A 20,395-nucleotide genomic window follows, 5' to 3' on the forward strand; every position below is an offset into this window, starting at 1 on the left:
GCGGCCTTTTCGTTTCGGAACCCTTCATGTTTGCGCCGCCCGTCCCGGCCGCCAGTGATCCGCTTCTTCCCGCCTATGTCAGGGCTGCGGGCGGTGTCAGGCTGCGCTTCGGTCGCGTAGGCGCTCGCACGCAGCGGCTCGACGTCGCCGAGTCCGGCGGCTATCGCGCCCGCTTCCCGACGACCTTCGACGCCACCAGCGAGGCGGTGCTGATCAACACGGGCGGCGGCATGGCGGGCGGCGACGCCATGCGTGTCGAAGTGGCGCTCGGCCCCGGCAGCGACGCGATCATCACCACGCAGGCCGCCGAGAAGATCTATCGCAGCCAGGGCTCCGACACCCGCATCCAGACGACGCTGTCGGTGGAGGCCAGCGCGAGGCTCGCCTGGCTTCCGCAGGAGAGCATCCTGTTCTCGGGCGCCCGGCTGTCGCGCAGCCTGACGATCGATCTCGCTCCGGATTCTGAACTGATCGGTTGCGAATCCGTCTTCTTCGGCCGCGCCGCCATGGGCGAGACGATGCTGCGCGGCTCGTTGCGCGATCGCTGGCGCATTCGCCGCGCCGGCCGGCTCATCTTCGCCGACGATATGCGGCTGGAAGGCGCCATCGCAGCCCACCTCGCGCGCCCTGCGATTGGGGCCGGCTCACGTGCTGCGGCGACGATCGTCGCGGCCGGACCGCGTCACCTTGCCTCCTGCGACGACCTGCGAACCCTGCTGGCGCAGGACGCCTTCGCCGACGTCGAGGCCGGCGCCGGCATCGTCGCCGACCTCCTCGTCATCCGCATGCTCTCGGTCGATGCCCAGGCCCTGCGTCGCGCCCTCGTCACGCTGCTGGTGCAAGTGACCGGCCGTGCGCTGCCGCGCACCTGGTCAACTTGAGGAGAGCATCATGCTGGCGATCCAGGGTCTGAAATGCATCTATGATACCGGCGCGCGGGGCTGGGCGATCGAGCTCGTGCTCGGCGGCGAGGGCGATGAGGCGGTGCGCCGCTTCGACGTCGATGGCGCTGACGATGCCGAGATGCTGATCGAGGCCTTCGACGATTCGACCTCTGCCACCTTCGATCCCGCCACCGGCGAGATCGTCTTCGCCTATGAATACGCCGAACTCGACGAAGACGAGGAAGACGAGGACGAGGAAGACGAAGGCGACGAGGACGGCGAGGAGGAGGTCTCGGAAGACGAGACCGCCGAGAACGAAGAGAAGAAGGTGCACGCATGAATCTGACGCCGCGCGAAAAGGACAAGCTGCTCGTCGCCATGGCTGCCATGGTGGCGCGGCGCAGACTCGAGCGCGGCGTCAAGCTGAACTATCCGGAAGCCGTCGCGCTGATCACCGACTTCGTCGTCGAGGGTGCGCGCGACGGCAGGTCCGTCGCCGACCTGATGGAGGCCGGCGCCCATGTCGTCGGTGCCGATCAGGTGATGGACGGCATCGCTGCGCTGATCCACGACGTTCAGGTCGAGGCGACCTTTCCCGACGGCACGAAACTCGTCACCGTGCACGAGCCGATCCGTGGCGCCGCCGATGCGATGAGGCCCGGCGAGGTCACGACGCTGCCCGGCGACCTGATCATGAACGAGGGCCGCGAAAGCCTGAGCCTGACCGTCGCCAACACCGGCGACCGGCCGATCCAGATCGGCTCGCATTACCATTTCTACGAAGCCAATCCGGCGCTCGCCTTCGAGCGCGACAAGGCGCGCGGCTTCCGCCTCGACATACCCGCCGGAACGGCCGTGCGCTTCGAGCCCGGCCAGACCCGGGAGGTGCGCCTGGTAGCGCTGGCGGGCAAGCGCGAGGTCTATGGCTTCCGCCAGGAGGTGATGGGAAAGCTGTAAGGGCGCGGTAGTTTTTCCTTACATTTTGGCATAAGTTGGAATGTGGAGGGTGGTTGGAATGGCGAGCTACGAGGTCAAGATCAGCTCTAAGGGCCAGTTGACGCTGCCCGTCGAATTGAGACGGGAGTGGAAGTTGGAAGAGGGCGATGCCGTTGAATTTTATCACACACACGATGGAAGAGTTTGTCTCAGGCCCCGCAACTTGCCGGCGTCGGCGATCTTCGGGTTGCTGGCGCATTTGACCCCGGATCCGGCCTATGAAAGCGACGACGACGCGATCGGCGCCCAGATCGTGGCGGATGACGAGGCAACCAAGTCGAAGCGCCGAAAGCCCCGTGCGGCGTGATTGGCCTCGATGCGAACATTCTGCTGCGGGTCCTGCTTGACGACGACCCGATCCAATCTCCGATGGCCCGGGAGTTGCTTGAAAAATTGACGCCCGCAAGGGCCGGCTACATCAACCTTGTTGTGCTGATGGAGGTCGTTTGGACCATTCGGACTCGTTTCAAGGGAAAGCCGGAATATCTGCACGCGGCGCTTGAGAGCCTGTTGAGTGGATCGCCCTATGTCATTCAGGGCCGGGACGAAGTCATCGCGGCATTGTCTTTGGCGAAGGTGGGGAAATATGGATTTTCCGACGCGCTTATCGGCTTTTTGAATCAGCGGGCAGACTGCCGCGCGACTTGGACGTTCGATAGTGGGGCCCCCTTTGAGGCCGGCTTCAGACCAGCTGCACTGTAGGATCAGCCATGCCCTTCCCTTACCCCCGCAATGCCTATGCCGCGATGTTCGGCCCCACTACCGGCGACACGGTGCGGCTCGGCGACACCGAGCTTCTCATCAAGGTCGAGCGGGATTTCACCACCTATGGCGAGGAGGTGAAGTTCGGCGGCGGCAAGGTCATCCGCGACGGCATGGGCCAGAGCCAGGTCAGGAACGCCGACGGCGCGGTCGACACCGTCATCACCAACGCGCTGATCCTCGACCATTGGGGCATCGTCAAGGCCGATATCGGCATCCGCGCGGGCCGCATCTGCGCCATCGGCAAGGCCGGCAACCCCGACATCCAGGCCGGCTTCGGCAATTTCGACCCCGCCGAGACCATCATCGTCGGCCCCGGCACCGAGGTCATCGCGGCTGAGGGCAAGATCATCACGGCCGGTGGTTTCGACAGCCACATCCATTACATCTGTCCGCAGCAGATCGAGGACGCGCTGATGAGCGGGCTGACCACCATGCTCGGCGGCGGCACCGGCCCCGCCCATGGTACGCTGGCGACGACCTGCACGCCGGGTCCCTGGCATCTCGGCCAGATGATCAAGGCCGCCGACGCCTTCCCGATGAACCTCGCCTTCGCCGGCAAGGGCAATGCCGCGCTGCCTGGCGCGCTGGTCGAGATGGTCGAGGCCGGCGCCTGCGCGCTCAAGCTGCACGAGGATTGGGGCACGACTCCCGCTGCGATCGACAACTGCCTATCGGTTGCGGACGATTACGATATCCAGGTGATGATCCACACGGATACGCTGAACGAGAGCGGGTTCGTCGAGGACACGATCGCGGCGTTCAAAGGCCGGACTATCCACGCCTTCCACACCGAAGGCGCCGGCGGCGGCCATGCGCCCGATATCATGAAGGTCGCAGGGCTCTCCAATGTGCTGCCTTCATCGACCAATCCGACGCGGCCCTTCACGGTCAATACGCTGGACGAACATCTCGACATGCTGATGGTCTGCCATCATCTGTCGCCCACGATCCCCGAGGATCTCGCCTTCGCCGAGAGCCGCATCCGCAAGGAAACGATCGCGGCCGAGGACATCCTGCACGATCTCGGCGCGCTCTCGATGATGTCGTCCGACAGCCAGGCGATGGGCCGCATCGGCGAGGTCATCACCCGCACCTGGCAGACCGCCCACAAGATGAAGGTGCAGCGCGGCGCTCTCGCAGAGGACATCGGTACCGGCGCCGACAATTTCCGCGCAAAACGCTATGTCGCGAAATACACGATCAACCCGGCGATCTCGCATGGCATCTCCCGCCATATCGGGTCGGTCGAGGTGGGGAAGCTCGCCGACCTTGTGATGTGGTCGCCAGCGTTCTTCGCGACCAAGCCGGATCTGATCATCAAGGGCGGCATGATCGCGGCCGCCCCGATGGGCGACCCCAACGCCTCGATCCCGACGCCGCAGCCGGTGCATTACCGCCCTATGTTCGGCGCCTTCGGCAAGGCCGTGACCTCGACATCGCTGGTCTTCGTCTCGCAGGCGGCGATGGCGAACGGCCTGCGCAACCGGCTGGGCACGGAAAAGGAGATGGTCGCGGTCGAGAACACGCGCGGCGGCATCTCCAAGAAGAGCATGATCCACAACGACGCCACGCCCGACATCCAGATCGACCCTGAGACCTATGCGGTGGTGGCCGACGGCGAATTGCTGGTCTGCGAACCGGCGCGGGAATTGCCGCTGGCGCAGAGGTATTTCCTGTTCTGAACGCGTGTAGACTTAGCAGCACAAACATCAATCTGTGCTACTAAGATCCATGCAGCGCATCCCGGTCGCGTTGCCACGTCCGGCGCGCTTTGCCGTTCACAAGCTCATTCTTGCCCAGAAGCGGGGCGCGCATGAACTCGCCAAGAGCCGCAAGGATCTGGCTCAGGCCGCTGCCTTGCTGACGGCTCTGCGTCAGGCTGCCCCGTTTGCGCTGGACGACGCGCTGGACGAAGCGCGTGCGATGGGGCGGGATGGCTGGGCCCGCCCGATCGAGCGCTCTCTCTCGCAGATCGAAGCCCTGCCCTGAGCAGGGTGGAGCACTGAACTGCAGCTTACGCAGCCTGCGCCAGCGGTGCCTTCAGCACGGCAGCCGCTTCGCGCGCGCCCGCCAGCGCCGCCTTGCGCTGCTCCGGCCCGAAGGCGATGCCCTCCGCCGTTATGAATTCGATATCGGTGACGCCGAGGAAACTGAAGACGGCGCGCAGATAGGGCTGCTGGAAGTCGTTCGGAGCGGCGGGTGCGCCGGCCGAATAATTGTTGCCGCGCGAGATGGCGACGATCAGACGCTTCCCGCCTGCCAGTCCTTCAGGACCCTTCTCGGTATAGCGGAAGGTTTTGCCGGCAACCGCGATACGGTCGATCCAGGCCTTGAGCTGCGTCGGGATCGAGAAATTATACATCGGCGCGCCGATCACGACGATATCGGCCGCGAGGAACTCGTCCATGATTGCGGCGCCGGTTGCGATCTCGCTGCGAAAGTCCTCCATGCCGGGCGCTCCGGACGCGGCGGCCAGATAGGCGCCCGAGAGATGCGGAACGGGATCGGCGGCGAGGTCACGATAGGTCACGTCGAGGCCGGGATCGGTCTGGCGCAGGCGCGCCACGATCGCGGCCGAAACCTCGCGGCTGACCGAATTTTCAGAGAGGATGCTGGAATCGAGATGAAGCAGTTTCATGAGAAGCCTCCGTGGTATATGTTTGATACCGAGGCTAAGTACGATCCTGCCTAACTAGCGACAAGGAGGCACTTTTTTGGAACAGAGGCACATCCATGTGACCGAGGACTGCCGTTCGGTGGCGCCGGTTCTCGCCCGCGTCGGCGACAAATGGAGCGTCCTGATCGTGCGCCTGCTCGGCAACGGGCCGCGTCGCTTCAACGACATCAAGCGCCAGGTCGACGGCATCTCGCAGCGGATGCTGACCCTGACCCTGCGGGGTCTGGAGCGCGACGGCCTTGTCAGCCGCACCGTCTTCCCGACGATTCCGCCGCGCGTCGATTACGAACTCACCGATCTTGGCCGCTCGCTTTGGGAGCCGGTCCATGCGCTCGGCCTCTGGGCGTTCGAACATCGCGGCGAAATCCGCAAGTCGCAGGAGATTTTCGATCGGCGCGCTGCCGCGCTCGTCCGGGAGGCCGACAAGATCAGGTTGCCTGAAGGAATGGGCCGCTAAGCGAGCGGTAGGCGTCGATTGCGGCGCCTCTCTGGCCATGCCAGTCTCCCTCCGCGATCAATGCTTGTCGAAAGCTACCCCCTATGACCCTGCAAACATCATCCGAACCCGGCATTGCGCCCAAGAACCTGCTGATCGGTTTTCTGGCCGGGGCGATTTCCGTCGTGATCTTTCATCAGGGCATGGTCATGATCCTGCATCTTCTCGGCCTGTTGCCGACGGGGCCCTGGTTGTTCATTCCGGTTCCGCCGCTTGGTGTGCCCTCGCTGCTCAGCCAGATGTTCTGGGGCGGGCTCTGGGGCATGCTGTTCGCAGCCATCTGGCCGCACATCCCGGGCAGCGAGTTCTGGCTCAAGGGCCTCATCTTCGGGATCATCGGCCCCACGGTGATCGGCAACTGGCTGCTTGTACCGGGTCTCCGGGGCCGCCCGCTCTTCGCCAATTTCGCGGCTCTCGGCCTGTTGAACGGCCTTCTGATCGGCGGTGCCTTCGGGATCGGCCTCGCTCTGCTCTATGGGTATTCGCGCAAGCGCATCTGAGCCCACCGATCGGCACTGGGCCAATGGTCGGCGCTCGTGTTAACCGGCGATTCACCCAGTAAACGCGGCCTTGCATCCAGGAGCGGATCTCCTCGGTAATCGGCGATCAACGCGCCAGAACCTAGGAGGTCAGGCCGAATGTCCGATCCGGTCATCGTCATCGCGCGAACCCAGGTTCGCGCCGAGGCCCGCACGCTTTTCATCGCCGCGGCGCGCGACTGCATCAGCGCGACCCGCAGGGAGCATGGCTGCATCGCCTACGACATGCATGAGAGCGTCACGCAGGCCGGGCATTTCGTATTCCTGCAGAGTTGGGAGCAGCGCGAGCATGTCGATGCGCATCTGCGCAAACCCCACCGCCTCGCCTTTGCCGAGATCGCGGGGGCTTGCGTCGAGCGCCCTGCGGTGGTCGAAGTGATCGAGCCGCGATCGGTCGATCGCCTCTGATCCATCGTCCAACAACGGGTTTTCCATCATGCTGCGTGCCACCTCCGTCGTTCGCAAGGCTGCGGTCAAGGCCGACCGCGTCGTCGAGACGCTGACGCTCGATCATGAGGACCGCACCCGCCGCCGCCTCGCCTTGAAAGGCGATGGTGGGCTCGACATTCTGCTCGATCTCGACAAGCCGACCGGCCTCAACGACGGCGACGCCGTCAGGCTCGAGGATGGCCGCCTCGTGCTCGTCAGGGCAGCGCCGCAGAGCCTGCTCGAAATTCGGGCTGATAACCCGCTGCGGCTGATGCGTCTGGCCTGGCATATCGGCAACCGCCACACCCCCGCCGAGATCACGGCGGACGCGCTCTACATCGAGAACGACCATGTGCTGGCGGAGATGGTCCGCGGCCAGGGCTGCGCCATGAGCGCGGTTATGCGCCCGTTCCAGCCCGAGCGCGGCGCCTACGACCATGGGCATGATCATGCCGGTCACGACCACGCGGGCCATGACCATTCCGGTCACGACCATGCCCATGAAGCCGCCTGCGGCTGCGGGCATGACCATGGTCACCACGACCATGCCAAACATGATCACGCCAAGCACGACCATGACCACGGTCACAAGCACGATCATGAACATGCACACGGCCACGCTCATGGTCACAAGAGCCACGTCCACGATCATTGACGCCGGGCGATGTCGAGCCCGCATCTGCCGCTCATGGTCTGGCTGTCGCCGTCCTTCCCGGTTGGCGCCTTCGCCTATTCCCACGGGCTGGAATGGGCCTATGAGGTCGGCGATCTGCACGACGCCCCGACCCTTAGTGACTGGCTGGGCGCGCTCGTCGAGCAGGGCTCGCTGCGCAATGACCTGATCCTGTTCGCCACGGCCTTCCGTGCCGCAAAGGCAGGCGACGCGGCCGCGCTCGGGGAAGCGGCCGAACTGGCGCTCGCGCTCGCCAATTCCGCCGAGCGGCGGCTGGAGACCGTCACGCAGGGCAACGCTTTCGTCGTCGCCGGCCGCGCCGCCTGGCCCTGCGAGGCCTTCGCCATGTTGAGCGCGGCTTGGTCGCAGGACGTCGCCTATCCCGTCGCGGTGGCGGTCGCGAGCGCCGGCCACGACATCCCGCTGCGCCCGGCGCTGGAGGCGTATGGGCTCGCCTTCGTGGCCAACCTCGTCTCCGCGTCGGTCAGGCTCGGCATCATCGGCCAGACCGACGGGCAGCGGATCACGGCCGGATTGGTGCCGGCCTTGCATGGAGCGGCGGCAGGTGCGGAAGCCGCCTCACTCGACGATCTCGGAAGCTGCACTTTGCGCTCCGATCTCGCATCGCTCAGACACGAAACCCAGTATTCGAGGCTGTTCCGCTCATGACACGCTCTCCCCACGGCCCGCTCCGCGTCGGCATCGGCGGCCCCGTCGGCTCCGGCAAGACCGCGCTGATGGAGGTGCTCTGCAAGCGAATGCGCGACACATACGACCTCTGCGCCATCACCAACGACATCTACACCAAGGAGGATGCGCGCCTTCTGACGGTCGCCGGCGCGCTTCCGCAGGAGCGCATCATGGGCGTCGAGACCGGCGGCTGCCCGCACACGGCGATCCGCGAGGACTGCTCGATCAACCTCGCCGCCGTCGAGGAGATGCGCGGAAAATTCCCGAACCTCGACATCATCCTGATCGAATCCGGCGGCGACAACCTCGCCGCGACCTTCTCGCCGGAACTCGCGGATCTCACGATCTACGTCATCGACGTCGCGGCGGGCGAAAAGATCCCGCGTAAGGGCGGGCCCGGCATCACGCGCTCGGACCTGCTCGTCATCAACAAGACCGATCTCGCACCGCATGTAGGCGCGGATCTTGCAGTCATGGACCGGGATTCGCGCACCATGCGCGGCAAGCGGCCCTTCGTCTTCACCAACACCCGGGCGGGCGAGGGGATCGACGTGGTGGTGGACTTCATCGAGACTGCGGGCGGGCTCAGGGCGGCGCCGGCCGCGTGACGAAATCGGGACGAGAAGGACGATCACGATGCGGACGAAGACGATCACGGGTCTGGTTCTGGCGCTTTCGGGCGTCGCCGGGCCGGCCTTGGCGCATACCGGCGTCGGTGCCGTGCACGGCCTCAGTGCGGGGTTGATGCACCCGCTGACGGGGCCCGATCATCTCCTCGCCATGGTCGCCGTCGGCCTCTGGGCCGGGCTGGTCGGGGGCAGGGCGCGCGTGGCCTACCCGCTCGCCTTCGTCGCCATGATGGTCGTCGCCGGCCTCTGGGGCATGTCGGGCGCCAGCCTTCCCGGCGTCGAGATCGGCATCGCCGCCTCTGTCGTCATCCTCGGCCTCGCCATCGCGCTGAAGGCCACGCCGCCGCTGGCAGCGGGCACGGCCGCCTGTGCCCTCTTCGCGATCTTCCACGGCTATGCCCATGGCGCGGAATTGCCCGAAGGCGCGAGCAGTCTCGCCTACGCGCTCGGCTTCGTGCTGTCGACGGCGGCTCTGCACGGCGTCGGCCTGGCACTGGCCGGCACGCTGGCGGCGCGAGCGCCGCTGGTCGCGCGCGTCGCTGGTGGCGGGCTGGTGCTGGCCGGCGTCGCGCTGCTGGCGGGCTGAGGCGCACTCGTCCTTCGCTGCGAAAGGCCGATGGGCCGTCACCGATGAGGTCGGACCTGAAAATCCTGATCGTCGATGCCAACCCGGTGCGCGCGGCCATCATCGACGAGGGCCTGCGCGAGGCCGGCTTCACCGATCTCGTGCGCATCGGCGCCACCAACGGGCTCGTCGCCGCGATCGAGACGCATGACCCCGACGTCGTCGTGATCGACCTCGAAGATCCCAGCCGCGATGCGCTGGCCGACATGTTCCTGGTCAGCCGCCATGTGAAGCGGCCGATCACCATGTTCGTCGACCAGTCGGACTCCGCCTCGATCGAGGCCGCCGTCGAGGCCGGGGTCTCGGCCTACATCGTCGATGGGCTGAAGAAGGAGCGTATGCAGCCGATCCTGCAGACCTGCATCAGCCGCTTCAACGCCTTCCGCAGGCTGCGCGAGGAACTCGACGAGGCCCGCTCCCAGCTTGAGGAGCGCAAGCTCGTCGATCGCGCCAAGGGCATCATCATGCGGATGAAATCGCTCTCCGAGGAGGAGGCCTATGCTCTGCTGCGCCGCAGCGCCATGAACGAGAAGCGCAAGCTCGTCGATATCGCCCGCTCCATCATCACGGCTTTCGAGGTGCTGAAATGACCCTGCATCTCCGCGTCGGCTTCATGCCGCTGGTCGATTGCGCGCTGGTCGTTCTTGCGAAGGACGAGGGTTTCGCCGAGCAGGAAGGGCTCAGCCTCGAACTGGTGCGTGAGGTCTCCTGGTCGAACCTGCGCGACAAGCTCAATGTCCGCCTGCTCGATGCAGCCCATATGCTGGGGCCTGCCGCGATCGCCGCCACGCTGGGCATCGGCGGCGTCAGGGCGCCGATGGCCGTGCCGATCGCGCTCAATCTCGACGGCAGCGCGATCACCGTCTCGGTGCGCCGATACGAGGAAATGGCGCGGCTGGCCGATGGCGACATGGCCGACCCGGCTGTCTCGGCGAGGGCTTTGGCCGCCATGGTCGCGCGCCGCAAGGCGTCGGGCCTGCCGCCTTTGACCTTCGCGGCGGTGTTCGGCTTTTCCAGCCACACCTATCTGCTCCGCGAATGGATGGCCAAGGGCGGGATCGAGCTCGGCGAGGATGTGCGTTTTGAGGTCGTGCCGCCGCCACAGACGGTGGCGGCGCTGACCAGCGGCCGGGTCGATGGCTTCTGCGCCGGCGCGCCCTGGAACGCGGCGGCGGTGTCGGCAGGCATTGGCGCGATGGTGCTATGCGGCGTCGATCTGCGCCGGGATTGTCCCGACAAGGTGCTGGCCTGGCGCGCCGACGATGCCGAGCGGCGGGCCGAAGCGGTCTCCAGGCTCAACGCCGCGATTCTGCGCGCCAGCGACTGGGCCTGCGACCCGGCGAATATCCCGGGCTTCGCCCGGCATCTCTCGGCGCCCGACAGGCTGGCGCTGCCGGTCGACATCCTCGAGCCGGTGCTGCGCTTCAGTCTCCTTCAGGGGGCGGGCCGCCCGCCTCGTCAGGTCGAGCGCTTCATCCGCTTCGACCGGGCTGCGCTGCGACCCGATCCGAGCCATGCCGATTGGATCTTGGCCGGCATGGCGCACGCCGGCCAGACCGTCCGCACGCCGGAGATGAGCGAACTCGGCAGGGCGATCTATCGGCCTGCCTTGTTTGAAGGCAGCAGCGGCTGATGCCTGCCTGTTGCGCTTTTTTTGTGCGACTGCGCTTGAATTGTGCGGCGCGGCATGAACGGCGGGCCGGATGGGAACATAGCTAAACTATTGTAATTCAAGGAAAGCCGTCCCTGCCGGGACTTGGCACGATCCTTGTATGGAAGTGCGCAACGCGGCCAACGCTGCCCGCGCCATCCTCCGAACCGGAATGCACAGCAACGCCGCTGTCGAAAGGTGCCCCTTGGGCGCATTTCGCGCGGCGTTTTTTGGTTTCGGAGGCTGGCCCGACACGCATGTCAACCTGAGCAAGAGGCTTTTCGATGACGCAGACAATCGAGACCAAGGCCAAGTCCTCCGGCACGAGCCGCCGTCGCCTCCTGCAGCTGTCGGGGACCGCCGCCCTGCTGAGTGCTGCCCGGCTCGCCTTGCCGTCGGGAGCGTTCGCGCAGAGCGCCGGGCCCGAGGTCAAGGGCACGCGCCTCGGCTACATCGCGCTGACGGACGCCGCTCCTCTGATCATCGCCAAGGAGAAGGGCTTTTATGCCAAGCATGGCGTGCCCGACATGGACATCGCCAAGCAGGCCTCCTGGGGTGCGACGCGCGACAACATGGCGCTCGGCTTCAAATCCAACGGCATCGATGGCGGCCACATCCTGCGTCCGAAGACGCATCTCTACACCACCGGCAAGGTGATGCAGAACAGCCAGCCGCTGCCGATGTACACCCTGCTCAACCTCAACGAGGACGGGCAGGCGATCTCGGTCTCCAACGAATACAAGGACCTCAACGTCCAGAAGGATTCCTCGCCGCTGAAGCAGGCCTTTGAGCGCAAGAAGGCGGCCGGCAAGGAACTCACCGCCGCGATGACCTTCCCGGGCGGCACCCACGACCTCTGGATCCGCTACTGGCTCGCTGCCGGCGGCATCGACCCCGATACCGACATCAAGGTCATCACCGTGCCGCCGCCGCAGATGGTGGCGAACATGAAGGTCGGCACGATGGACTGCTTCTGCGTCGGCGAGCCCTGGAACGAGCAGCTCGTCAACCAGAACATCGGCTATACGGCGCTGACGACGGGAGAGCTCTGGTCCCGCCATCCCGAAAAGATACTCGGAATGCGAGCCGACTTCGTCGATGCGAACCCGAAGGCGACGCAGGCCATCCTGATGGCGGTGATGGAGGCCCAGATCTGGGCCGACAAGATGGAAAACAGGCAGGAACTGTCGGAGATCGTCGGCCGGAGGCAGTGGTTCAACGTGCCGGTCACCGACATCAACAAGCGCCTGCAGGGCGATATCAACTACGGTAACGGCCGCGAGGTGAAGGGCACCAATCTCCAGATGAAGTTCTGGAGCGAGGGCGGTTCCTCATCCTATCCCTGGAAGAGCCTCGACACCTGGTTCGTCACCGAGAATATCCGCTGGGGCAAGTTCGAGCCGACGATCGACATCAAGGCGCTGGTCGACAAGACCAACCGCGCCGATCTCTGGCGTGAGGCGGCCAAGACGCTCGGCGTGGCCGGCGCTCCGACCGGTGATTCGCGCGGCGTCGAGACCTTCTTCGACGGCGTGAAGTTCGATCCGGCGGCGCCGATGGACTACCTGAAGGCCCTCAAGATCAAGCGGGTCGCCTGATCCGATGGCCGAGCCGCTGATCATCGTGGGCAAGGGAATGGCCGCGACGCGGCTGGTCGACGAACTCAGCCAGCGCGCGCTCGGGCGCTATTCTATCGCGGTGATCGGGGCTGAGGACCGGCTTGCCTATAACCGGGTGCTGCTCTCGCCCCTGCTGGCGGGCGAGATTGCGGAGACCGACATCGAGCTCAAGCCGGCCGCCTGGTGGCGGGCGCGCGGTGTTTCGACGATCTACGGCCGCTCCGTGGCCGGCATCGACCGTGCGGCGAAGACCGTGACGCTGGAGGACGGCTTGAGCCTCCCTTATGGCAAGCTCGTGCTGGCGACCGGCTCGAAACCGCTGAAGCCGCCTTTCCCCGGCGGCGACCTGCCCGGCGTCGCGACCTTCCGCGACACTGCCGATGTCGGCATGATGCGGAGTTATGCGCAGCGCGGCGCCCGCATCGTCGTCATCGGCGGCGGACTACTTGGACTGGAAGCCGCCTATGGCCTGTCGCGGGCCGGCGGTGAGGTGACGCTGCTGCATCTCGTCGACCGGCTGATGGAGAGGCAGCTCGACGCCGAGGGCGCGGCCCTGCTGGCCTCGGCGATCAGCGCCCGCGGCATCAATGTGCGCCTCAACGCCGCGACCAAAGGTTTCGTGGGGACTGACAAGGTTGAGGGCGTCGAGCTTGAGGACGGCACGATCATCCCCGCCGACCTCGTCGTCATCGCCATCGGCGTGCGCCCCAACACCGATCTGGCCAAGGCGGCTGGCCTGACGGTCAATCGCGGCATCGTCGTCGATGATGGCATGGGCAGCGACGATGCGAACATCTTCGCCATCGGCGAATGCGCCGAGCATCGCGGCAGCGTCTACGGCCTGGTCGAGCCGGCCTATGAGCAGGCGCGCGTGCTGGCGACGCGGCTGGCCGGAAAGGCGGCCGTCTATGCCGGCTCGCTGCTCGCGACCAATCTCAAGGTCAGCGGTGTCGGCGTTTTCTCGGCCGGCGAGTTCGAGGCGGGCGAGGGCGCCGAGACCGTCCTGCTGAGCGACCGCACGGCCGGCATCTATCGCAAATTCGTCCTGCGCGAGGGCAGGCTCGCGGGCTGCGTCCTGGTCGGCGACACCAAGGGCGCGCTGTTTTATCTCGGGCTGATCCGCTCCGGCCAAGACATCACGGCGATCCGCGCCGACCTGCCCTTTGGCGAGCCCTATTGTGCAAGCGGCCTTGTAAGGGAGGCCGCCTGACATGCGCGTCGACCACGCCAGCCCCGGCCCCGGCATTCCCGACGCAGGCGTCCGCACGACCTGCCCCTATTGCGGCGTCGGCTGCGGCGTGCTCGCCACGCCCGACGGCAAGGGCGGCGCCGCCATTGCGGGCGACCCGGCCCATCCCGCCAATCTCGGCCGGCTCTGCTCCAAAGGTTCGGCGCTCGGCGAGACGCTTGGACTCGGCAAGCGCGTTCTGCATCCGATGATGCGCAACGCGGCGGGCGGCTACGACCGTGTGAGCTGGGATGCGGCGCTCGATGTCGTCGCCAGCGGCCTGAAGTCGATCATCGCGGAGAACGGCCCGGAAGCCGTGGCCTTCTATCTCTCCGGCCAGCTGCTGACCGAAGACTACTACGTTGCCAACAAGCTGATGAAGGGCTTCATCGGCTCAGCCCATGTGGACACCAATTCGCGGCTGTGCATGTCGTCCACGGTCGCCGGCCACAAGCGCGTGCTCGGCTCCGACACCGTGCCCGGCAATTACGAGGATCTCGACAGCGCCGACCTGATCGTGCTGGTCGGGTCAAACACCGCCTGGTGCCACCCGGTCCTGTTCCGGCGCATCCAGCAGAACCGCAGTGAGCGCGGCGCGAAAGTGGTGGTCATCGACCCGCGCGTCACCGCGACGGCGGAAGATGCCGACATGGTCCTGGCGCTGAAGCCCGGCTCCGACAGCGTCCTGTTCGCCGGCCTGCTGGTGCATCTCGCCGATCACGGCCTGACCGATGCCACCTATCTCGCGCGCCACACCGCTGGCTTCGACGAGGTGCTGGCAAATGCGCGGGAGATCTCGCCCGATCTCGCCTCGGTCGCAGCGCGCACCGGCCTGAGCGAGGCCGATCTCGCCGCTTTCTACACGCTCTGGGCCGGCACGCCGGCTGTCGTCACCGCCTGGAGCCAGGGCGTCAACCAGTCGGCCCAGGGCACGGACAAGGTCGCCGCGATCCTGCATTGCCACCTCGCCACCGGCCGCATCGGCCGGCCCGGCGGCGGGCCGTTCTCGCTGACCGGCCAGCCCAACGCCATGGGCGGCCGCGAGGTCGGGGGGCTCGCCAACATGCTGGCCGCCCATATGGGCTATTCCACGTCCGAGATCGACCGCGTCCGCCGCTTCTGGAAGGCGCCGAACATGGCGCAGAGCGAGGGACTGAAAGCCGTCGCCATGCTCGACGCTGTGGCGGAAAAAAGCATCAAGGCGCTCTGGGTCATGGCGACCAACCCCGCCGTCTCGCTGCCGCGCGCCGACCATGTCGCCGCTGCGCTCAAAGGCCTCGAACTCTTCGTCGTCTCCGAGAACGTGCTCTCCAACGACACGTTGGCGGCCGGCCCGCATCTGATCCTGCCCGCCGCCGCCTGGGGCGAGAAGGACGGCACGGTCACCAATTCCGAGCGACGCATCTCGCGCCAGCGCGCTTTTCTGCCGCTGCCGGGCGAGGTCAGGCCCGATTGGTGGATCGTCTGCGAGGTCGCAAGGCGCCTCGGCTTCGGCGAGGCCTTTGCCTATACCGACGCCTCGCAGATCTACGCCGAGCATGCCGCGCTTTCCGCCTTCGAAAACGACGGCACGCGCGATTTCGACATCGGCGGCCACGCGAACCTGTCCCGCCGCGCCTATGACGTGCTGAAGCCGGTGCAATGGCCGGTGCCGGCGGGCCGACCGCAGGGCACGCCGCGCCTCTTCGCCGATGGCAGCTTCTACACGGCGGACGGCCGCGCCCGGATGCAGCCGCTGGCCGTGCCGGCGCTCGCGGCCATGCCGAGCGACGAATTGCCGCTGCTGCTCAACACCGGCCGGGTCCGCGACCACTGGCACACGATGACGCGCACGGGGCTGAGCCCGCGGCTTTCGGCCCATGTCAGCGAGCCCTGCGTCCTCGTACATCCCCGCGACGCCGCGCGCTTCGGCCTGACCGATGGCGGCTTCGCCCGCGTCGAGAATGCCCATGGCGCGGTCGTGCTCAAGGTCGCGTTCGACCCCGGCGCGCAGCCCGGTTCGCTCTTCGCGCCGATCCATTGGTCGGCCGAGACGGCCTCTCATGCGCGCGTCGGGGCCGCCGTCCAGCCCGCCTGCGACCCGTATTCCGGCCAGCCCGAGTTGAAGGCGACGCCGTCTTCGATCGCGCCCGTCGCCTATGCGGCACAGGGCTTCGTGCTCTCGCGCGAAAATTTCGCACTGCCGGCCGGCAGCTGGTGGGCGAAAGTCGCGGTCGAGGGTGGCGAAGGCCGGCTTTTCGCCACCGACGCCACGGTCGACGACCTGATGGGCCAAGTCCGCGCCGCCTTCGGCGAGGACGGGCTGACCGAGATGATCGACCGCGAGGGCGGCGTTTATCGCTGCGCAGCGACTCGAAACGGCGTGCTGCTCGCAGCGCTCTTCGTCGCGCCCGCCGGACGCGCCCCGCTCTGGGACACGGTCAAGCTCGCCTTCGCCGAGACCGGCGCTGCGCCCGAGAACCGGCTCGCTCTGCTGGCCGGCCGCAGGCTCGACGGCGCCGCCGATCCCGGCCCGACCGTCTGCGCCTGCTTCGGCGTCGGACTCAACGCCATCCGCGCAGCCTTCGCCGGCGGTGGCGCGATGACGCCCGAGGATATCGGCCGCCAACTCAAGGCGGGCACGAATTGTGGGTCATGCCTGCCGGAAATCCGGCGCATCGGCGCGCAGTCGCGCGAGACGGTGGCGGCATGACGAGCGCTTTTGAACAGATCAACCAGAGGAGTGTCGAGATGGGTCAGGCTGTCTTGAAGAACGCGGCCACGGGCGCGAACATCGTCGCCCTGCCGGGCGTCGAGGCCAAGGTGGTGTCGCTGCCGGCCGCTGCCGGCAAGCCGTCGCGCGACAGGCTCGCCTCCTGGCTGAGGGCGGTGCTCGTCAACGTCGTGCCGCCGCTGATCACCGTCGCGCTGATCCTGCTGTTCTGGCAGCTCGCCGCGCATGGCCCGCAATCCTCGCTGCCGACGCCGACCAAGATCTGGGCCGAAGCCAGGGACCTGATCACCGAGCCGTTCTTCTGGAACGGCTCTCAGGATATCGGTCTCGGCTGGCGCATCCTTGTCTCGCTGCAGCGCGTCGCCATCGGCTTCAGCCTCGCGGCGATCGTCGGCGTCCTGCTGGGCACGCTGGTGGGCCAATCGGTCTGGGCGATGCGCGGGCTCGACCCCGTCTTCCAGGTGCTGCGCACCGTGCCGCCGCTGGCTTGGTTGCCACTGGCCCTCGCGGCCTTCCGGGACAGCCAGCCCTCGGCGATTTTCGTGATCTTCATCACCGCGATCTGGCCGGTGATCATCAACACGGCGGTGGGCATCCGCAACATCCCGCAGGACTATCGCAATGTCGCGCAGGTGCTGCGGCTGAACCAGGTCGAGTTCTTCTACAAGATCATGGTGCCTTCGGCCGCGCCCTACATCTTCACCGGCCTGCGTATCGGCGTCGGCCTGTCCTGGCTCGCCATCGTCGCGGCCGAGATGCTGACCGGTGGCGTCGGCATCGGCTTCTTCATCTGGGATGCGTGGAATTCCTCGCGCCTGTCCGACATCATCGTGGCGCTCGTCTACATCGGCGTGGTGGGCTTCGTGCTCGACCGTCTCGTCGCCTTCGTCGGCACCATCGTCACCCGCGGCACCATCACCAACTGAGGAGGCGAGCATGAGCTATCTCAAGATCGACCATGTCGAGAAGACCTTCCAGCACGGTGGTTCCTCGACCAACGTCCTCAAGGACATCAGCCTCGACATCGAGAAGGGCGAGTACGTCTCGGTGATCGGCCATTCCGGCTGCGGAAAGTCGACCCTGCTCAACATCATCGCGGGGCTGACGCCGATCACGTCCGGCGCCGTACTGCTCGAAGGCAAGGAGGTCCGCGATCCGGGCCCCGAGCGCGCCGTCGTCTTCCAGAACCATTCGCTGCTGCCCTGGCTGACCGTTTACGACAATGTCGCGCTCGCCGTGAACAAGGTCTTCGGGGGCAAGAAATCCAAGGCCGAGCGGCATGACTGGATCATGCACAATCTCGACCTCGTCCAGATGGCCCATGCCAGGGACAAGCGCCCTGCCGAAATCTCTGGCGGCATGAAGCAGCGCGTCGGCATCGCCCGCGGGCTGGCCATGGAACCCAAGATCCTGCTGCTCGACGAGCCTTTCGGCGCTCTCGACGCCCTGACCCGCGCCCATCTGCAGGATTCGATCATGCAGATCCATGCGTCGTTGGGAAACACCATGATCATGATCACCCATGACGTCGACGAGGCCGTGCTGCTCTCGGACCGCATCGTGATGATGACCAACGGCCCCTCGGCCCGCATCGGCGAGGTGCTCGACGTGCGGCTGGAGCGCCCGCGGAAGCGCCTCGACCTCGTCGCCGACCGCACCTACATCGCCGCCCGCGAGGCGGTGCTGAAGTTCCTCTACGAACGCCACCGCTTCGTCGAGGCGGCGTGAACCCTCTTTGTCACCCTCCACGTCATCCCGGACGCAGCGAAGCGGAGATCCGGGATCCATCCTAGAGCGCTGCCGAGCCCTATGATGGATCCCGGGTCAAGCCCGGGATGACGGTGGCGGATGGAGGCGACGGCGTCGCCTTCCCCGATCGTGAAAAGCAAAGCCATGAGCGACGATTTCACTCCCGACCAGAAGCGCTATCTCGAAGGCTTCATGAGCGGCATGCAGTCTGCCCGTACCGCACGCGGGCTCGGCCCGCTCGGCGGTGCGCCAGGAGCCGGCAAGGCTGCGCCGTCCGGACCCGACCGGGAGCATCAGGAAGCTCAGGCAAAAACCGTCGCGGCCGGCGGCAAGCTTGCCGACCAGGAGAAGTGGAAGGCCGCCGAGCACCCGTTTGACGCCTATGCCCGCTTCAAGACGCAGGCCGAAGCCGGCACCTACCCGAAGCCCGAGGACAATTTCCGCTGGCGCTATCACGGCCTGTTTTATGTGGCCCCGGCGCAGAACAGCTATATGTGCCGCCTGCGCATCCCCAACGGCATCCTCAAGGCCTGGCAGTTTGCGGGCGTCGCCGATCTGACTGAAAAACTTTGCGGCCCCTACAGCCACGTCACCACCCGCGCCAATCTCCAGGTGCGTGAAATTTCGGCCGAGAACGCGCCGCTGCTGATCGAGGGCCTGTCGGATCTCGGCCTGACCGCCAAGGGCTCCGGCGCCGACAACATCCGCAACGTCACGGGTTCGGCCACCGCCGGCATCGACCCGCTCGAACTGCTCGACACGCGTCCCCATGCCCGCGCCTGGCACCACCACATCCTGAACGACCGCTCGCTCTATGGGCTCCCGCGAAAATTCAACGTCGCCTTCGACGGAGCAGGTTCGATCGCGACGCTGGAGGACACCAACGACATCGGCTTCCAGGCGATCGACGTTATCGAGGGCGCAAGCTTCGACGGCGAGCCGGTCGCGCCCGGCATCTGGTATCGCCTCGCGCTCGGCGGCATCACCGGCCATCACGATCTCGCCCGCGACACCGGCGTGATCGTCGCTCCCTCGGACGCAGTCGCCGTGGCCGACGCGATCGTGCGCGTCTTCATCGCCAATGGTGACCGGACCAACAGGGCGAAGTCGCGCCTGAAATACGTGCTCGACGCCTGGGGTTTCGACAAATTCCTTGCCGCCGTCGAGGAGAAGCTCGATCGCAAGTTGATCCGCCTAGAGGCCGCCTTCGTGAAGCCGCGCCCGGTCTATGACCGCCTCGCCCATATCGGCGTGCACAGGCAGGCCCAGCCCGGCCTGAACTGGATCGGCGTCGCGCTGCCTGTCGGCAAGCTCACCGTCGCCCAGATGCGCACCATCGCCGCGATCGCGCAGGCGAGCGGCGATGGTGATATCCGCCTGACCGTCTGGCAGAACCTGCTGATCTCCGGCGTACCCGACGCGAAGGTCGACGATGTGGTCGCAAATCTGATCGCGATCGGCCTCTCCGCGGAAACCTCGATCCTGCGCGCCGGGTTGATCGCCTGCACCGGCGCCACCGGCTGCAAATTCGCCGCCGCCCACACCAAGGAGGACGCGCTCGCCATCGCCGCCCATTGCGAACCGCGCATCACGCTGGATACGCCCGTCAACATCCACCTGACCGGCTGCCACCACTCTTGTGCCCAGCACTATATCGGCGATATCGGGCTGATCGGCGCCAAGGTCCCGATCAACGAGGAGGGCGACACGGTGCCCGGCTACGACCTCCTCGTCGGTGGCGGCTACGGCGTCGACGGCGGCATGGCCCGTCCCTTCCGCGAGAAGGTCAAGGCCGAGGAGGCGCCGGCACTGGTCGAGGCCGTGCTGCGGACCTGGCAAGCCCATCGCGCCACGCCCGAGGAAAGCTTCGTCTCCTTCGCCCGTCGCCACGAGATCGAGGCGCTGCAGGCGTTGGTCGCGCAGATGGGAGAGGCGGCATGAGCGTCCTTCTGAAGTTTGGCGCCAGGGATTCCGGTCCCCTTCCCCCCGCTTGCGGTGGGGAAGGGTTAGGGATGGGGGGGCGTGCAGGACA

23 protein-coding genes are annotated in these 20,395 nt (G+C 66.4%); 22 read left to right on the forward strand and 1 reads right to left on the reverse strand.

The window, feature by feature from the left end:
* The first annotated feature begins 26 nt into the window (after window positions 1-26).
* From AXW83_RS02100 to AXW83_RS02130, 7 genes are read left to right on the forward strand one after another with little or no spacing between them, the layout of a single operon-like run.
* Window positions 27-881, forward strand: a complete 855-nt coding sequence (locus tag AXW83_RS02100; protein WP_066610204.1) for an urease accessory protein UreD — start codon at window positions 27-29, stop codon at window positions 879-881.
* 10 nt (window positions 882-891) lie between these two features.
* Window positions 892-1,224 carry a hypothetical protein gene (locus AXW83_RS02105; protein ID WP_066610206.1) on the forward strand — a complete coding sequence of 111 codons (333 nt, stop codon included), beginning with the start codon at window positions 892-894 and terminating at the stop codon, window positions 1,222-1,224.
* Entirely contained in the window at window positions 1,221-1,841 is a 621-nt protein-coding gene (locus tag AXW83_RS02110; protein WP_066610208.1) for an urease subunit gamma, read from the forward strand. The genes AXW83_RS02105 and AXW83_RS02110 overlap by 4 nt, the downstream gene beginning before the upstream one ends.
* Before the next feature lie 58 nt (window positions 1,842-1,899).
* A complete protein-coding gene (locus AXW83_RS02115) occupies window positions 1,900-2,187 on the forward strand; it encodes an AbrB/MazE/SpoVT family DNA-binding domain-containing protein (protein ID WP_066610210.1) in 288 nt (95 codons plus the stop codon).
* The gene (locus tag AXW83_RS02120) at window positions 2,184-2,582 is read left to right on the forward strand and encodes a PIN domain-containing protein (RefSeq protein ID WP_066610211.1); all 399 of its coding nucleotides are present in this window, start codon (window positions 2,184-2,186) and stop codon (window positions 2,580-2,582) included. Before AXW83_RS02115 ends, AXW83_RS02120 begins: the two co-directional genes overlap by 4 nt.
* A gap of 8 nt (window positions 2,583-2,590) precedes the next feature.
* Entirely contained in the window at window positions 2,591-4,327 is a 1,737-nt protein-coding gene (ureC, locus tag AXW83_RS02125) for an urease subunit alpha (protein WP_066610212.1), read from the forward strand.
* 49 nt (window positions 4,328-4,376) lie between these two features.
* Window positions 4,377-4,634, forward strand: coding sequence for a GSU2403 family nucleotidyltransferase fold protein (locus AXW83_RS02130; RefSeq protein ID WP_066610213.1), 258 nt, complete (start codon window positions 4,377-4,379; stop codon window positions 4,632-4,634).
* Window positions 4,635-4,659: 25 nt separating this feature from the next.
* Here AXW83_RS02130 and AXW83_RS02135 read toward each other — a convergent pair whose 3' ends face one another.
* On the reverse strand, window positions 4,660-5,283 hold the full coding sequence (locus AXW83_RS02135; RefSeq protein WP_066610215.1) for an FMN-dependent NADH-azoreductase: 624 nt from the start codon (window positions 5,281-5,283) through the stop codon (window positions 4,660-4,662).
* 76 nt (window positions 5,284-5,359) lie between these two features.
* Here AXW83_RS02135 and AXW83_RS02140 point away from each other — a divergent pair, with 76 nt between their 5' ends.
* The 15 genes from AXW83_RS02140 (at window position 5,360) to AXW83_RS02210 (ending at window position 20,304) form a co-directional block, all read left to right on the forward strand.
* Window positions 5,360-5,779: a winged helix-turn-helix transcriptional regulator gene (locus tag AXW83_RS02140; RefSeq protein WP_066610217.1), complete on the forward strand. Its 420-nt coding sequence runs from the start codon at window positions 5,360-5,362 to the stop codon at window positions 5,777-5,779.
* A gap of 83 nt (window positions 5,780-5,862) precedes the next feature.
* Complete coding sequence (locus AXW83_RS02145; protein WP_066610220.1) at window positions 5,863-6,318, forward strand: hypothetical protein; 456 nt, start codon at window positions 5,863-5,865, stop codon at window positions 6,316-6,318.
* A gap of 138 nt (window positions 6,319-6,456) precedes the next feature.
* Complete coding sequence (locus tag AXW83_RS02150; protein ID WP_066610223.1) at window positions 6,457-6,765, forward strand: putative quinol monooxygenase; 309 nt, start codon at window positions 6,457-6,459, stop codon at window positions 6,763-6,765.
* Window positions 6,766-6,793: 28 nt separating this feature from the next.
* On the forward strand, window positions 6,794-7,441 hold the full coding sequence (locus tag AXW83_RS02155; protein ID WP_066610224.1) for an urease accessory protein UreE: 648 nt from the start codon (window positions 6,794-6,796) through the stop codon (window positions 7,439-7,441).
* A 9-nt stretch (window positions 7,442-7,450) separates the two neighbouring features.
* Window positions 7,451-8,128, forward strand: coding sequence for an urease accessory protein UreF (locus AXW83_RS02160; RefSeq protein ID WP_066610226.1), 678 nt, complete (start codon window positions 7,451-7,453; stop codon window positions 8,126-8,128).
* The gene (gene ureG / locus AXW83_RS02165) at window positions 8,125-8,757 is read left to right on the forward strand and encodes an urease accessory protein UreG (protein WP_066610227.1); all 633 of its coding nucleotides are present in this window, start codon (window positions 8,125-8,127) and stop codon (window positions 8,755-8,757) included. Before AXW83_RS02160 ends, ureG begins: the two co-directional genes overlap by 4 nt.
* A 28-nt stretch (window positions 8,758-8,785) precedes the next feature.
* Window positions 8,786-9,364: a HupE/UreJ family protein gene (locus AXW83_RS02170; protein WP_066610228.1), complete on the forward strand. Its 579-nt coding sequence runs from the start codon at window positions 8,786-8,788 to the stop codon at window positions 9,362-9,364.
* Between the two features lie 44 nt (window positions 9,365-9,408).
* On the forward strand, window positions 9,409-9,993 hold the full coding sequence (locus tag AXW83_RS02175; protein ID WP_066610229.1) for an ANTAR domain-containing response regulator: 585 nt from the start codon (window positions 9,409-9,411) through the stop codon (window positions 9,991-9,993).
* Window positions 9,990-11,036 carry a CmpA/NrtA family ABC transporter substrate-binding protein gene (locus AXW83_RS02180; RefSeq protein WP_066610232.1) on the forward strand — a complete coding sequence of 349 codons (1,047 nt, stop codon included), beginning with the start codon at window positions 9,990-9,992 and terminating at the stop codon, window positions 11,034-11,036. Before AXW83_RS02175 ends, AXW83_RS02180 begins: the two co-directional genes overlap by 4 nt.
* Before the next feature lie 302 nt (window positions 11,037-11,338).
* Window positions 11,339-12,652 (forward strand): CmpA/NrtA family ABC transporter substrate-binding protein, encoded by a 1,314-nt coding sequence (locus AXW83_RS02185; RefSeq protein WP_066610234.1) that lies wholly within the window; start codon window positions 11,339-11,341, stop codon window positions 12,650-12,652.
* 4 nt (window positions 12,653-12,656) lie between these two features.
* Entirely contained in the window at window positions 12,657-13,883 is a 1,227-nt protein-coding gene (locus AXW83_RS02190) for an NAD(P)/FAD-dependent oxidoreductase (RefSeq protein WP_066610236.1), read from the forward strand.
* A 1-nt stretch (window position 13,884) separates the two neighbouring features.
* Window positions 13,885-16,593 carry a nitrate reductase gene (locus AXW83_RS02195; RefSeq protein ID WP_066610241.1) on the forward strand — a complete coding sequence of 903 codons (2,709 nt, stop codon included), beginning with the start codon at window positions 13,885-13,887 and terminating at the stop codon, window positions 16,591-16,593.
* Between the two features lie 38 nt (window positions 16,594-16,631).
* Window positions 16,632-17,540, forward strand: a complete 909-nt coding sequence (gene ntrB / locus AXW83_RS02200; protein WP_082767436.1) for a nitrate ABC transporter permease — start codon at window positions 16,632-16,634, stop codon at window positions 17,538-17,540.
* A 10-nt stretch (window positions 17,541-17,550) separates the two neighbouring features.
* Complete coding sequence (locus AXW83_RS02205) at window positions 17,551-18,342, forward strand: ABC transporter ATP-binding protein (RefSeq protein WP_066610243.1); 792 nt, start codon at window positions 17,551-17,553, stop codon at window positions 18,340-18,342.
* Window positions 18,343-18,507: 165 nt separating this feature from the next.
* The gene (locus AXW83_RS02210) at window positions 18,508-20,304 is read left to right on the forward strand and encodes a NirA family protein (protein WP_066619675.1); all 1,797 of its coding nucleotides are present in this window, start codon (window positions 18,508-18,510) and stop codon (window positions 20,302-20,304) included.
* Window positions 20,305-20,395 lie beyond the last annotated feature (91 nt).

Source organism: Bosea sp. PAMC 26642 (assembly GCF_001562255.1).
Taxonomy (GTDB): domain Bacteria; phylum Pseudomonadota; class Alphaproteobacteria; order Rhizobiales; family Beijerinckiaceae; genus Allobosea.